Below are 14,637 nucleotides of genomic sequence, written 5' to 3'. Positions count from 1 at the left end.
AAGCGCAAGAGCCCGCCATTTTTTCCTATTGCTCAGATCCGGATACCCTTGCTGGCCTGCAATGGCTCAGTTGCTATCTGACGACCGGAAAGCATATGGCCTTCTACTGGTCATTCGGGACGGTTCTGATCCTGTTGGCCATCACAGCCCCGGCGGCCCTGATTTTCGGCTTTGGCGGCGCGGTCGCCGCGCGATCTTCGGTGCTGCCGCTGCGGTGGTTCGGGCGCAGCTACATCGCCATCGTGCGCGGCGTGCCCGACATCGCCTTCTTCCTGTTTTTCGTGATCGCGCTGGATCAAGGCTTCGAATGGATACGCCATCAAGTGCTGTGTCCGGATTGGGATCAACCCATTCGCCAGGGCAATGACTTTGTCGTATGCCAAGCTGCCAAACTGCCGCTCGGCTCTGCGCCACAATGGGTGCACGAGATATACGGTTTTGCGATTGCCGTTTTGACCTTTGCCATTGTCTTCGGCGCGTTTGCGGCCAATGTGCTTTTTGGTGCGATGCGCGCCGTTCCCAAGGCTCAGGTCGAAACGGCGGCTGCCTACGGCATGACCCGCCGCCAGACCTTTCGCCAGATCGTCGTGCCACAAATGTGGGTCTATGCCCTGCCCGGTCTGGGCAACCTGTGGATGGTTCTGATCAAGGCAACCCCGCTTCTGTTTCTCCTCGGCGTCGAGGACATCGTCTACTGGGCCAGGGAGCTTGGCGGCGCAAAGACGCCGCGCTTTACGGATTACCCTCACGGAGATTGGCGGCTCTGGTACTTTCTTGCGCTTCTGGTCTTCTATCTTGCCTTCACCCGTGTCTCGGAGATTTTTCTGGAGCGCCTGATGAAACGTCTCACCCGTGGCCAAGCCACAATGGGCGGCACTGTATGAGTTGCTGGGATACGATACAGGCCTACGGATTGCGCAGCATCGGCATCGGTGAGCGCTTGTTGCCCCGCGATGATTTCACGCTTTGTCAGCAATTCACGCTCATCGGCTCGGGCATGTTGTGGAATATCTACTTTGGGATTTTGGCGCTTGTGGCCGGGTTCTTTCTTGCCAATGCCGTGGCGCTTGCAAAGGCCAGCGCGTCGCCCATTTTAAGCAAACCAGCGAACCTGTTCATTCTGGTCTTTCGTGGCTCACCGCTGTTCATCCAATTCTTCCTCGCCTACTTTCTGTTCCTGAACCTCAAGCAGTCGACCGGTACCTTTTCATGGCTGACTAACGCGGCCGCCGGTGCATTGGTTGTGCTTTTCCTCAACACCGCCGCCTATTCAGCCGAAATTTTCTATGGTGCGCTGCGTTCCGTCCCACGTGGCGAGGTCGAGGCTGCCGATGCCTATGGACTGACGGGCTGGTCAAAGTTCCGCCGCGTGGTCTGGCCAACGACCTTGCGGCTTGCGTGGCCCGCCTACACAAACGAGGCGATCTTTCTGTTCCACGCGACCACGCTGGTGTTCTTTGCCGGGTTTCCTGCGTGGCAGCAAAGGGGCGACGCCCTTTATTACGCAAGCTACTTTGCCGATAAGACGTTCAACCCGTTCGTTCCGTATCCCATTCTGGCGATGTATTTCATTCTGCTGACGCTCGTCATCATCAGCATCTTCGGGCTGATAAATCGCCGCTTGAACCGGCATTTGCCGCAAGAGGCGAGGCGACGGTTGAGGTTCAGACCACAGATTATCCGATGAAGACCATCCGCTATGCCGCATGCGATCTGAACGGTCAGCTACGCGGCAAGCGTACCCTGGCCTCAGACGTAAACAAGCTAAGCGAAGGCACTGCGCGGTTGCCGCTGTCAGTGCTCAACCTGGATCTCTGGGGGGAGGATATCGAAGACAGCCCCCTCCTGTTCGACACCGGTGATGCAGACGGAATATTGCGCCCGACGGGGCGCGGTCCGGTGCCAATGCCGTGGCTTACCAATCCGTCTGAGTTACATCCGATGTGGGTGTTTCTCGAAGACGGCACCCCGTTTGAAGGCGATCCCCGCCATGCGCTTGACCGTGTCCTATCGAAGTTTCGCGACAAGGGATTGTCCGTTCTTGCCGCCACGGAGCTGGAATTCTATCTCTGCGACGGGGCCGAATTGCTTCGGCCGCCCAAAAACCCGCTGACCGGATCGCCCCTGAAGCGGAGCGAGATCACTGGGCTTCAGACGCTTGATGCCTTCGATGCATTTTTTACTGACCTCTATGACGCGTGTGCCGCGATGGAAATTCCAGCTCAGACGACCATCAGCGAAGGGGGTATTGGGCAGTTCGAAGTCAACTTGACCCATCAGGATGCAATGAAGGCCGCCGATGACACGTGGCTGTTCAAGCATATGGTCAAGGGCCTCGCGCGGAAGCATGGGATGGCTGCGACGTTCATGGCCAAGCCTTACGACGAAGATGCGGGCAGCGGACTTCACGTACATTTCTCGGTGATGGGCGAAGCGGGCCATAACATTTTCGACGATTGTACTGCGCGCGGCGCGTTGGCGTTGCACCACGCTGTCGCAGGCTGTCTGAAGGCGATGACCCCCTCGACCCTGATTTTTGCGCCGCATCTGAACAGCTACGCGCGCCTTCAACCCGGCAGCCATGCGCCAACGGCGATCTGCTGGGGCTATGAGAACCGCTCGACCGCGTTACGCATCCCCGGGGGTCCGCCGGCGGCCCGCCGAATTGAACACCGAGTACCGGGTGGCGACATCAACCCGTATCTGATGCTGACCGCAATCCTCGGGGCGGCCATAAACGGCATCGAAGCCGAACATATGCCGTCACCCCCGATAACCGGAAACGCCTATAATCAAAACCTTCCGCAATTGGCTGGTGATTGGCAGACGGCAATCGACCTCTTTTCAACGTCGTCAGAAATCGCCGGGATTTTTCCCGCGACACTTATCGAGAACCTGACCCGGACCAAGCGGCAAGAACTCGCAAAGTTTGCAGCGTTGAGCGAGACAGATGCCTTGGGCCTTGCCCTCGAACGGGTATAGCCCGCGCTTGGGTACTTCTCAGCCTGAGGACAGTTCGATAGGTTGCGCGAAAGAAGACGGAGCAGGTCATGAAAATCGGCATTCTTCAATGCGGCCACACATTGCCGGACACACGTGCACGGTTTGGCGACTTTCCGGAGATGTTCGCAAGTCTTCTGGATGGGCACGGGTTCACCTACGCTGCCTATGATGTTGAACAGATGGTGTTTCCGGAGACCGTAGATACGTGCGACGGATGGCTTTTGACCGGATCGCGCCATGGGGCGTACGAAGATCATCCTTTCATACCGCCGCTCGAACAGTTCATCCGCGACGCGTACGCAGCTGCCGTGCCAATGGTAGGGATCTGCTTTGGTCACCAGATCATCGCGCAAGCACTCGGCGGCCATGTTGAGAAGTTTAAGGCGGGCTGGTCTGTGGGTCTGACGGATTATCGGTTTGAAAGCGAAGGCAATGCAAAGCTGAACGCATGGCACCAAGATCAGGTTATTCGCATTCCCGACGACGCGAAGATCATCGCGTCCAGTGATTTCTGCGAGACTGCTGCCCTCGCTTACGGAAACCGCGCCCTTACCATACAACCCCACCCGGAGTTTGGCGGGGATTTCATCGAACACTATGCCAGCAGTCGAAAAGGAACGTTGGACTATCCCGATGATCGCATGGACCGCGCGCTCGCGCGGGCGTCCGAGCCTGACGATAACGGGAAAATCGCCACTCAGATCGCGGCGTTTTTCAAACAGTCACGCACGGTGAAACATGTCTGATTGGCTGACTTCCATACCCGACGCCGCAAAGTCTTATCTGGAGGGAAGACGGCTGGATGAGGTCGAATGCATCATCTCAGACCTGCCCGGCATTGCGCGAGGCAAAGCGGTGCCGGCCTCCAAATTTGCACGGCAAACGCAATTCTTCCTGCCGAACTCAATCTTCTTTCAGACGATCACCGGTGGATGGGGCGAGGCCGCGGGGGAAGACGGCTTCACCGAGCCTGATATGATCCTGAAGCCGGATCTCGAAACAACAACCGCAGCCCCGTGGACGGGGGACTGGACCCTTCAGGTCATCCACGATGCGACCGATCAGGATGGCGTACCCATTCCGATGGCACCCCGCAACGTTCTGAAACGCGTGGTCGAGCTGTACCGCGCCGAGGGGTGGGAACCGGTCGTCGCACCGGAGATGGAATTTTTCCTCGTCGCCCGCAATCTCAATCCCGCCAATTCCATAGAGCCCATGATGGGCAGGTCTGGGCGCCCCGCCGCCGCGCGGCAGGCTTATTCCATGAGTGCCGTCGACGAATACGGGCCCGTGATCGACGACATCTACGATTTTGCCGAGGCTCAGGGGTTCGAAATTGATGGTATCACCCAAGAGGGCGGCGCGGGTCAGGTCGAAATCAATCTTCGCCACGGCGACCCGGTCAAACTGGCGGACGAAATCTTCTATTTCAAGCGTCTGATCCGGGAGGCCGCGCTGCGCCACGACTGCTTCGCAACCTTCATGGCAAAACCTATTGAGGGTGAACCGGGCAGTGCGATGCATATCCATCATTCGATTACGGATATTGCGACAGGTCAGAACATCTTCTCTGCCGCTGACGGCGGTGAAACGTCCGCGTTTTTGCATTTTATCGCGGGGCTTCAAAACCATCTGCCCAGCGTGATCGCCCTGCTTGCCCCTTATGTGAACAGCTACCGGCGTTACGTAAAGGACCACGCTGCGCCCATCAATCTGGAATGGGGCCGCGACAACCGAACCACTGGCATCCGCGTCCCGATCTCTGACGCGGCCTCGCGCCGGGTGGAGAACCGTCTCGCTGGCATGGATTGCAATCCCTATCTCGGCATCGCGGCATCTTTGGCCTGCGGATATCTGGGACTGAAGCAGGCAAAAGACCCCACAGCCATGTTCAAGGGCGACGCCTATGACGGGGTCGAAGATATCCCCCGTGGTCTGTTCTCAGCACTCGATCTATTCAATGAGGCGTCAGACCTGCATGACATCCTTCACCCCGACTTCGCGCGGGTTTACGGCATTGTGAAAGCAGCGGAATACGATGAGTTCCTGCAGGTCATCAGCCCATGGGAACGCGAACACCTGCTTCTGAACGTATGAACTTGCTCTATGCCAACGACCAGCACGGCAAATACCCCGACAGTTGGTATACGGCGACTGCGACCCCTCTGCCCCCGTTTCCGCCCCTCCGCGGCGAGGCACGTGCCAACTTGTGTGTCATTGGTGCGGGGTACACTGGCCTTTCCGCAGCGCTTCACGCGGCCCAAGCCGGAATGGACGTGATTGTCATAGACGCGCAGCGCGTCGGCTTTGGCGCATCAGGGCGAAACGGGGGGCAAGTCGGGACAACCTTCAACGCCGCGCCCCGTGCTCTTGCCAAAGCCGTCGGCTCCGAAGACGCCGAAAAGCTGATCGAGATGGGGCATGCAGCAGCAGACCTGACGCGAGACCTGTGCGCGAAACATGCGCCCGATGCATCCTTCAAGCCTGGTCTTGTCCATGCGGACCGCACAATCGGTGAATTCTCGGAGACGCAGGAAGAGGTTGAACAGCTTCTCAAGGTGTCAGACTCTGAAGAAATTGAGTTGCTGGACCGCACCGCTTTGCAAGAAATCGTTGGCAGCGAGGGGTATGAAGGCGGCTTTATCAACACCAGAGCCGGTCATCTGCATCCGCTGCGCTACGCTTTCGGTCTTGCGCGGGCATGTGTTGAAGCGGGTGTTCGCATTCACGAGGCGACCGCCGCCCATCGCGTGACATCCCAGCCGTATCCTCTGGTCCAAACCGCGCATGGAAGAATACGTGCAGAGAATATCATCGTCGCCACGAACGGTTACGGTACGGGTCTGACGAAACCGACTGCGTCGCGGGTGATGCCACTCAACAACTTCATCGTCGCGACGCAGCCATTGGGCGATTTGGCACAGTCGGTCCTGTCGCGCGATGTGGCGGTGTACGACAGTCGCTTCGTCGTCAATTATTTCCGGTTAAGCGAAGACAAGCGCCTGATTTTCGGCGGCGGTGAGACTTACGGCTATACATTCCCAAAGGATATTGCGGGATTGGTCAGAAAACCTCTCGTCAGAGTTTTCCCGCAACTTAAAGATGTCGATATCGACTATGCGTGGGGCGGCACTTTGGCGATCACGACATCTCGCCTGCCCCTCATTACGCAGCCCGAGCCGCACATATGGGCGGCATCTGGCTACTCTGGTCAGGGCGTTGCGCTGGCCGGGTTCGTCGGCAAGATCATCGCTGACGCGGTCTCAGGCAATGCCGCCTGCGCGGATCTGTTGAAGCGGCTGCCGACCCGGGCTTTCCCAGGCGGCGGGGCGCTCCGAACTCCGCTGCTGGCACTGGCGATGACATGGTATGCGATGCGGGACCGCTTGGGCGGGTAGATTTCTCATGATATTTATTTTATAAAATCGGAAAGTTAATTTTCGAAAGACTGAATATAATGCGTGACTTCTCTGTTGAAGCCCCCGATCTTTACAGCGCGGAACCGATACCAGCCTCCGCCCAAGCAGCGATTGAAGCACTGCTCGAAAGTGGCGATCTGTTTCGCTACACCACACCCGAGACCTCACCTGCGGCGCTTCTGGAGCGGGCGTTCGCCGAAAAACTGGGTGCACGATTTGCACTTGCAGTCTCCTCCTGCTCCGCGGCGTTGTTCCTGTCGCTGAAAGCCCTCAATCTGCGGTCGGGCGCCCGTGTCCTTATTCCGGCTTTCACCTTTGCCGCCGTGCCGTCTGCCATCGTGCATGCCGGTTGTGTTCCAGTTCTGGTGGAGGTGGATAGCACGTACCGCGTTGATCTGGCGGATCTTGAAGAGAAGGCTATCACCGCTGACGCCATTCTGATCAGTCACATGCGCGGCCATACCTCTGATATGGACGCGATCCTAAAAATCGCGCACACCAACGAAGTGCCGATGATCGAAGATGCGGCCCATTCGCTTGGCACGACATGGAACGGGCGAAACATCGGCACCCTCGGCAAGATCGGATGTTTTTCATTCCAGTCCTATAAGATGCTGAACGCAGGCGAAGGCGGGATGTTGATCACAGACGATCCAGAGTTGATCGCCCGGGCCGTCATCATGTCGGGCGCCTATGAGCACAACTGGAAGAGCCATGCGATTGTACGCAACGCGGCGGAGCCGTGGCAAAACAAGCTACCCCTTTACAACATGCGGATGCAGAATTTGAGCGCCTGCGTCGTCCGCCCTCAGCTGGACATGTTGGACCAACGGGTCGTTCAGGGCCGCGCCAATCACGACCAAGCGGCAAAACGGTTGCAGGACAGCGGCTACTTCACTGTGCCTGCCTCTCTGCCCTTGGAACAGCGAGCACCGGACTCGATCCAGTTCAATTTGGTCGATTTCTCTGAAGATCAGGCGCGGTCTTTCATGGTCAATGCCAAGGAAAACGGTATAACCGCTTCCGTATTCGGTCTGTCCACGGACAACGCGCGGGCGTTCTGGAACTGGCAGTTCATCGATGACATTCCAGAGTTGCCGAAAACCCGCGCGATGCTGTCAAAAGCCTGCGACGTACGGCTCCCTGCCCGGCTTGACCGTGCGGAGGTCGACTATGTGGCAGACGTTCTGATCGACGCAGCGCGGCGCGTGAAAGGCTAATTCAGAACTTCCATCTGCCCTTTGAGCCAAGGCATTTTGTGCAAACAGAAATCGACGATTTCGCTCTGGATCAGCGGTCGAACTGTCTCGGCAATCCGTTCCGGCATATCGGCGACGGAGTCCTTGCGCGCAACCAAGGAGATGGTCCGCGATAGAGGCTCGAAAGGCAGCGGGAAGGTTTCAACACGATCCAGAAATCGCTTTGCCCGAAGAACTCCAAGTGGCGTTAGGATGCTCCACCCTTCGCCCTTGGCGACCATTGCCATGATGGCGTGGTAGCTGTCCAACTCGAACCGATGCGATAAAGGCAATCGCGTGCGCGCGAGATGGGCCGAAATCTGACGCCCCATGACATGGCGAGACGTGTACTGGATCAACGGCATCTGCCGGAGTGTTTCGATGATCTTCGCTTCATCGCGCACGGCGCGCTTCGGGGCCACAACGACAAACGGCTCGTGCAGGAGCGGCAGCACATCCCATATTCCGGACAGGTCATTGGGTTCGGCTGCAATCGCTACATCCAAGCCCCGCGCCTCGAGTTGATCCAGCAGGCGATGGCTGGCACCAGTCTCCAGCAAGAATTGCGCGCGCGGCATCGTCTCCGACAGACTCATCAGAAGCGATGGCGTCACGTCCGCGTCGAAATCTTCAACCACGCCTAATCGAAGTCGCACCCGCGCCGCCATATCCTGCAAAGTCAGTTCGGACACTGCTTCGGCGGCTTCGTTCAGGATTGTTTGTGCACGCTGAAGGAAGGCTTCGCCTGCAGGCGTCAAGGGCATCGGACGCTCCCCCCGATTGAGCAACGGGGTACCAAGGGAGGTTTCCAAGTTGGTCAACTGCTGACTGACTGCCGACGCGCTTGCGCCCAGACGACGGGCCGCTGCCGTAATCGAGCGCTCCTCAGCAGAGGCCACGAATATCTCGATTTGCCAGAGAGTGATCTTACCCGGCGTATCCACCATAGCTCTGTCCCCAACGAGGGTCAGAACCCAATTGCCCCGCGCCCCATCGCACCATAGCTTATGCGCAACCATCTGAAAAAGGCCAGAGATATGCGTGACGAGACACCAAACAGCTGGGAAGCACGCGCCGATGCAGCCAGCTTCTACGGGTTCACTGATCTGCCCTCTGTCCGGGATCGCGGCACGGTCGTTCTGACCCACGGCGAAGGGCCTTACGTGTTCGATGTCCACGGACGCAGGTACCTCGATGCAAATTCGGGTCTCTGGAATATGGTAGCGGGCTTTGATCATCCCGGATTGGCCGCCGCCGCCAAAGCGCAATACGACCGCTTCCCTGGGTATCACGCTTTTTTCGGGCGGATGTCGGATCAGACGGTGATGCTGAGCGAGAAACTGATCGAGGTTTCGCCCTTCGAGGGCGGGAAGGTGTTTTACACCAACTCCGGCTCAGAGGCGAACGACACCATGGTTAAGATGCTCTGGTTTCTGGCCCAGTCCGAAGGCCAGCCGGAACGCCGCAAGATACTCACCCGCAAGAACGCGTATCACGGGGTCACGGCTGTGTCGGCCTCTATGACCGGGAAGCCCTACAACTCCGTCTTTGGTCTACCGCTCGACGGTTTCATCCATCTGACCTGCCCGCATTACTGGCGAGAAGGACGGCCCAGTGAGAGCGAGGCGGCGTTCACCGCCCGCATGGGCATAGAACTGGAGGAGACAATCGCCCGGGAAGGCGCCGATACCATCGCGGGCTTCTTTGCAGAACCTGTAATGGGCGCTGGCGGTGTTATTCCACCCTCTGCCGGGTATTTTCAAACGGTCGTTCCCATCCTGAAAAAGTACGGCATCCCTCTGATCTCGGACGAGGTCATCTGCGGGTTTGGCCGGACGGGGCACCGTTGGGGGTGTGAGGCGTATGAGTTCATGCCGGACGCTATCATCTCATCGAAAAACCTGACCTGCGGCTACTTTCCGATGGGCGCGGTCATATTAGGACCGGAATTGACCGACCGCCTGCAGGCCGCCAGCGACGCGATAGAGGAGTTTCCTCATGGCTTTACGGCATCTGGCCACCCGGTGGGATGTGCGGTCGCGTTGAAGGCCATCGAGGTTCTTTTGGAGGGCACCACCGGTGCCCCGCCGCTGATTGAAAACGTCAACGCGCTCACGCCCGCCTTTGAAGCAGGCCTCGCTCGGCTAGCAAATCATCCTCATATCGGGGAGGCTCGGGGCAAAGGGCTGATGGGTGCGCTTGAGGCTGTCAAAGACAAGTCCAACAAAACGCCCTTCGACAGCCATCTGTCGGTCAGCGAACGCATTGCTAATACATGCACTGACCATGGTCTCATATGCCGCCCTCTTGGACAGGCAGTGGTCCTGTGTCCCGCCTTTATCATGACTGAGGCGGAGATTGCGGAGATGTTCGAGAAGCTTGAGACAGCCCTCAACGCTGTTTTCGACGAGCTGACCTAGCTCTTGTTCATCTTGGCAAGGGCGGCCTGCATCTCTGCCAACTGTTTCTTGATCGCATCAAGTTCGCTGGTGTCTTCGTCCGGCTTTGTCTCTTCCTCCGCCTGAGGCGCGCCCATCTTGCCGGCGCTCCATCCGCCCATCATGGTCTTCAGGAACGCCTCTTGCTGGGCCTTGATCTGGTCAAAACCAGGAACAGCGCTCATCGGGCTCGTCATTTTCTCGACCATCTTGGCCTGCCCCTCCCGCAACATCTCAAAGCTTGCTGCAAGGAAATCTGGCACCATCGTATGTGCATTGGAGGTATAGCTGCGGACCAGATCCGTCAGAACATTTGTCGGCAGAACGTTGTCGCCGCGACTTTCGTGCTCCGCGATGATCTGCAGAAGATATTGCCGGGTCAGGTCATCCCCGCTTTTCAGGTCAACGATCTTCACTTCGCGCCCATCGCGGATAAAACCAGCGATATCTTCGAGTGTCACGTAGTCGCTGGTTTCGGTGTTGTACAACCTGCGGCTGGCATAGCGTTTGATCAGCAGCGGGGTTTCTTCTTGTTGTTGGGCCACGGCGTGCCCTCCCAGATATTGCAGTGCAGAAAACGCTAGCGCAGACATATCCAAAAGGAAACCCACCAAAGAAAAAGGGGCGAACCGAAGTTCGCCCCGTCAGAGTATCACCGTCAGGGAGGATCAGGTGATCATATCTGTGATGCTCGACCTTAGGCTGCTTTTGCAGCTTTCTTGGCTGTTGCAGTCATTTCGTCGGTTGCTTTCTTAACAGCAGCTGTCGCGTCTTCGGACATGTCTTTGCCTGCCGCCATCAGAAGTTCAACGGTTTCCATCTGAACTTTCTTCGCAACTTCAGCGAAAGCGGCCATGTGCTCGGCAGTGGATTCTGCTTGAGCGGAAGCGAAGTCAGTCACTGCTTTGGTGTAGTCAGCAGGCTCTTTCTGCGCTTTGGTCACACCTGTCATTTTGGACAGAGTTTCTTTCGCATACTTCGAGGACAGATCTGTCGACGTTGCGGCAGCGTCCAGTGCAACTTTGGACATTTTCTCGCCCAGTGCTGCGGATGTTTTCATTGCGTCATTCATGACGGACATGTCGACCGGGAATGCAGCCATCATGTCAGACCATACTTTGGTGAAATCTTGTGTTTTAGTAGCCATGTGTAAACTCCTTTAGGTTGAAGCCTTTCAGCGGCTCCTGCTCATCTTCTGCAAATGAATATACGTGCTGCAGTGCAGCATTGCAAGCATTTTTCTGCGTTGCAGCAAAAAAATCTGCGCAGCAGGGATTTAGCCCTTCGGCACGCATCTAACTATCTAAATGAATTTACTTTTTGGGAATGACGTAGCTTCCGGGGGCTTCACCCAAGACAGGATGAGACTTTGTTCCGGGTGCACGTGCAGCGACTTTTTTGCCGGAACGCCCCCTTAGCCACCCTTCCCAACGGGGCCACCATGAGCCTTCATGATAGTCCGCTTCAGCGAACCATGTGTCATCATCTTCCATAGGACCGTCATTGGTATAGTGTCCGTACTTCTTCTTGGAGGGTGGGTTGATGATCCCGGCGACATGGCCGGACTCGGACACGATAAACGTTTTGCTGCGCGACCCAAGCTGCTTCACACCGCGGAAGCTGCCTTTCCATGCTGCGATGTGGTCCGTCTCACACGCTATCGCACACACCGGAACCTTCACATCTTTCAGGCTTAGCGTTTCCCCCAGAATTTTCAGTTCCCCTTTCGCGAGTTGGTTGTCCTGGCACAGCCATCGCAGGTATTCGACAACGAACCGTCCCGGAAGGTTGGTGCTGTCACCATTCCAGAAGAGAAGATCGAAGGCAGGCGGCGCCTCCCCCATCATGTAGCTGCGGATCGCGGGGGCATAGACCAAGTCGTTGGCGCGCAGATAGGAAAACGTTCGGCTCATGAAGAAGGAATGCAGAAACCCTTTCTGCGCAACCTGACGTTCGATCCCATCCACAAAATCGTCATCCAGGAAAACGGCCATTTCGCCCGGATCCTCGAAATCCGTCAGTGTTGTGAAAAATGTTGCGGACTTGACTGACTTGTCCTTCCGTTTCTCCAACAGCCCCAGCACCATGGCCAGCGTCGTTCCCGCAATACAATAGCCGACGGCGTTCACTTGGTCCTCACCAGTGATCTTCTTCACCTCACTGATCGCGGTCAGGTAGCCTTCGTCGACATAGGTATCGATGCCAACATCCGCGTAGGTTTCATCCGGATTGACCCAGCTGACGATGAAAAGCGTATAGCCTTGATCGACAATCCATTTGATGAGTGAGTTGGCGGGCTTGAGATCCATAATGTAGAATTTGTTGATCCACGGCGGAAAGATCACCAGTGGCGTCGCGTGAACCTTCTCGGTCGTGGGCGTGTATTGGATCAGTTCGAACATACGGTTGCGGAAGACGACAGAGCCTTCGGTCGCCGCAATGTTCTGCCCCACCTGAAATGCCTCTTCATCGGCCAGAGAGACGAGAAGATCGCCTGAATTCGCCTCGATGTCGTGGACCAGATTTTCGAGCCCTTTCACGAGGGACTCGCCATCCGTTTCTACTGCCTTGGACAGCGCATCAGGGTTTGTCCCGAGAAAGTTCGCGGGCGACAGCATATCGACGATCTGGCGGGCAAAAAACGACACGCGCCCCTTCTCGGTCGGGTTCAGCCCGTCAAGGTCCCCCATCGCCTGTGTGATCGCCTCGGACGAGAACAGGTACTGCTGCTTCACAAAGTTGAAATACGGGTGACTGTCCCAAAGTTCAGACTTAAATCGACGGTCGCTGGGTCCTTTGTCTTTGGGGGGCTCCAACTTGCCTTGGGCAAGCGCCTGCTGCGCTTCTACATAATGTTTTAACGATTTCCCCCAATAAGAGACTTGCTGTTCAATAATTTTTGAAGGGTTGGTCATCATCTCTGCCATATAGGCTGCGGCGGCCTTGACGTAGACGTCGTTACCTGGCCCCTGAAGTCCGGGATCAGCCAGTTTACGTTGGCCCATGGCGGCGATCAGACGTTTTGACAACTCATCCATTTTCGCAAGGTTTGCGTTAAGACGGGCCAGCTTTTCTGCGTTGTCAACTTCGTCTGACGTGTCGGTTTTTGTTGTCATTGTCACGTTTTCACCATATCCTATGCTGCAGATGCGAAATACCGTCGACTTCCGTGGGGGGCAAAGCGACGACCTGACCTAGCGGTACTATATCCGCGAAAGGAGCGCCCTGTGAAGTACATGGCAACTTACGACATGATGGAGGCCATGCGCCTCACCAATCAGTGGCTCGGGGCGACGGCGCAAGCGTTTGGCGCACATCCTGCTTTGGCATTGTCACCGAATCCCATGATCAAGATGATGGCGGCCTGGGGCGAAGTCACAGAGCGCACTTTCAGCCGCATGGTGGCGAAGCCTGACTGGAACATCCCGACCGTTGTTGGCGAGGATGGCAGGGACCACGTCGTTCAGGTCCAGAAAGTTATGACGCGTCCCTTTGGCGACTTGTTGCATTTTTCCGTGTCCGATCGCCCGCTGATGCCCCGCAAGATCTTGCTAGTGGCACCAATGTCAGGCCACTACGCGACGCTGTTGCGATCCACAGTCAATTCGCTGCTGCCTGATGCGGAAGTTTACATCACCGATTGGCACAATGCCCGCGATATTCCCGTCAGCGTCGGTAAGTTCGACATTGAAGACTATACGCTGTACCTCGCAAATTTTATTCGCGAAATCGGCCCAGACACACACGTAATCGCCGTTTGCCAGCCCGCACCGTTGGCATTGGCGGCGACAGCGTATCTGGCGGCAGAAGACCCCAAAGCACAACCACGGACGCTGACGTTGATCGGGGGACCAATTGATCCTGACGCGGCCGCAACCGATGTGACCGACTTTGGCCGTAGGGTTACCATGGGCCAGCTGGAGCAAATGGCGCTGCAACGCGTCGGCTTCAAATATGCGGGCGTTGGCCGGATGGTCTACCCTGGTCTCCTGCAGTTAGCGTCATTCATGTCGATGAACGGCGAAACCCATGGCCGCGCATTCTCGGAGCAAATCCTAAGGACGGCCAAAGGGGAAGCCGGTGATCATGACCGCCACAACAAGTTCTACGATGAATACCTGGCCGTAATGGACATGACCGCGGAGTTCTATCTTTCCACGGTCGAGCGGATCTTCAAGGGTCGCGAGATTGCGACGAATTCGTTCGTGGTCGACGGCAAACTCGTCGATATTGGCAAGATCACTACCGTCGCCGTGAAGACTGTTGAGGGCGCGGATGATGATATCTCGGCGCCGGGTCAGTGCGTTGCAGCATTGGATTTATGCACAGGTTTGCCCGACAGCAAGAAAGCCAGCCATCTAGAGCCGGGCGCCGGGCATTACGGAATTTTCGCGGGCAAGAGCTGGCGCAACAACATCCGGCCTGTCGTTCTGGATTTCATTGACGCAAACAGCGATGTGCCAGAGCCGAAGAAGCGCCGGAAGTCGGCTAAGAATGTCACGCAGTTGCGGACCACCAAGACCGGCTGATAGGCTTGCA

At 57.0% G+C, this 14,637-nt stretch carries 13 protein-coding genes; 9 read left to right on the top strand and 4 right to left on the bottom strand.

The features are described 5' to 3' along the window. Positions 1-17 precede the first annotated feature (17 nt). The 7 genes from KIN_RS14840 to KIN_RS14810 all read left to right on the top strand — a co-directional run bounded on the left by KIN_RS14840 (position 18) and on the right by KIN_RS14810 (position 7,642). Positions 18-884 carry an ABC transporter permease gene (locus tag KIN_RS14840; RefSeq protein ID WP_159808926.1) on the top strand — a complete coding sequence of 289 codons (867 nt, stop codon included), beginning with the start codon at positions 18-20 and terminating at the stop codon, positions 882-884. Continuing rightward, positions 881-1,687, top strand: a complete 807-nt coding sequence (locus KIN_RS14835) for an ABC transporter permease (RefSeq protein WP_159808462.1) — start codon at positions 881-883, stop codon at positions 1,685-1,687. The genes KIN_RS14840 and KIN_RS14835 overlap by 4 nt, the downstream gene beginning before the upstream one ends. Then, positions 1,684-2,982 carry a glutamine synthetase family protein gene (locus tag KIN_RS14830; protein WP_159808460.1) on the top strand — a complete coding sequence of 433 codons (1,299 nt, stop codon included), beginning with the start codon at positions 1,684-1,686 and terminating at the stop codon, positions 2,980-2,982. The genes KIN_RS14835 and KIN_RS14830 overlap by 4 nt, the downstream gene beginning before the upstream one ends. A 68-nt stretch (positions 2,983-3,050) precedes the next feature. After that, positions 3,051-3,749 (top strand): type 1 glutamine amidotransferase, encoded by a 699-nt coding sequence (locus tag KIN_RS14825; RefSeq protein ID WP_159808458.1) that lies wholly within the window; start codon positions 3,051-3,053, stop codon positions 3,747-3,749. After that, positions 3,742-5,100, top strand: a complete 1,359-nt coding sequence (locus KIN_RS14820; RefSeq protein ID WP_159808456.1) for a glutamine synthetase family protein — start codon at positions 3,742-3,744, stop codon at positions 5,098-5,100. Before KIN_RS14825 ends, KIN_RS14820 begins: the two co-directional genes overlap by 8 nt. Then, positions 5,067-6,401 carry an NAD(P)/FAD-dependent oxidoreductase gene (locus KIN_RS14815; protein WP_306439008.1) on the top strand — a complete coding sequence of 445 codons (1,335 nt, stop codon included), beginning with the start codon at positions 5,067-5,069 and terminating at the stop codon, positions 6,399-6,401. The genes KIN_RS14820 and KIN_RS14815 overlap by 34 nt, the downstream gene beginning before the upstream one ends. Before the next feature lie 59 nt (positions 6,402-6,460). Continuing rightward, on the top strand, positions 6,461-7,642 hold the full coding sequence (locus KIN_RS14810; RefSeq protein ID WP_159808454.1) for a DegT/DnrJ/EryC1/StrS family aminotransferase: 1,182 nt from the start codon (positions 6,461-6,463) through the stop codon (positions 7,640-7,642). Here the strand turns inward: KIN_RS14810 and KIN_RS14805 are convergent. Next, the gene (locus KIN_RS14805; RefSeq protein WP_159808452.1) at positions 7,639-8,607 is read right to left on the bottom strand and encodes a LysR family transcriptional regulator; all 969 of its coding nucleotides are present in this window, start codon (positions 8,605-8,607) and stop codon (positions 7,639-7,641) included. The two genes, KIN_RS14810 and KIN_RS14805, sit on opposite strands and share 4 nt — an antisense overlap. A gap of 90 nt (positions 8,608-8,697) precedes the next feature. Here KIN_RS14805 and KIN_RS14800 point away from each other — a divergent pair, with 90 nt between their 5' ends. Continuing rightward, complete coding sequence (locus KIN_RS14800; RefSeq protein WP_159808450.1) at positions 8,698-10,080, top strand: aminotransferase; 1,383 nt, start codon at positions 8,698-8,700, stop codon at positions 10,078-10,080. Here the strand turns inward: KIN_RS14800 and phaR are convergent. From phaR to phaC, 3 genes are all read right to left on the bottom strand, one after another. Then, positions 10,077-10,691: a polyhydroxyalkanoate synthesis repressor PhaR gene (gene phaR / locus KIN_RS14795; RefSeq protein ID WP_159808448.1), complete on the bottom strand. Its 615-nt coding sequence runs from the start codon at positions 10,689-10,691 to the stop codon at positions 10,077-10,079. The genes KIN_RS14800 and phaR overlap by 4 nt on opposite strands. A gap of 104 nt (positions 10,692-10,795) precedes the next feature. After that, positions 10,796-11,245: a phasin, PhaP gene (locus KIN_RS14790; protein WP_159808446.1), complete on the bottom strand. Its 450-nt coding sequence runs from the start codon at positions 11,243-11,245 to the stop codon at positions 10,796-10,798. A 166-nt stretch (positions 11,246-11,411) separates the two neighbouring features. Beyond that, positions 11,412-13,214, bottom strand: coding sequence for a class I poly(R)-hydroxyalkanoic acid synthase (gene phaC, locus KIN_RS14785; RefSeq protein ID WP_159808922.1), 1,803 nt, complete (start codon positions 13,212-13,214; stop codon positions 11,412-11,414). 111 nt (positions 13,215-13,325) lie between these two features. Here phaC and phaZ point away from each other — a divergent pair, with 111 nt between their 5' ends. Further along, complete coding sequence (gene phaZ, locus KIN_RS14780) at positions 13,326-14,627, top strand: polyhydroxyalkanoate depolymerase (protein WP_159808444.1); 1,302 nt, start codon at positions 13,326-13,328, stop codon at positions 14,625-14,627. Positions 14,628-14,637 lie beyond the last annotated feature (10 nt).

The sequence above is a fragment of the Litoreibacter roseus genome (assembly GCF_009811795.1).
GTDB classification, from domain to species: domain Bacteria; phylum Pseudomonadota; class Alphaproteobacteria; order Rhodobacterales; family Rhodobacteraceae; genus Litoreibacter; species Litoreibacter roseus.
Note: the sequence above shows the minus strand (reverse complement) of the source record. Positions and strands in the feature narration are given on the sequence as shown.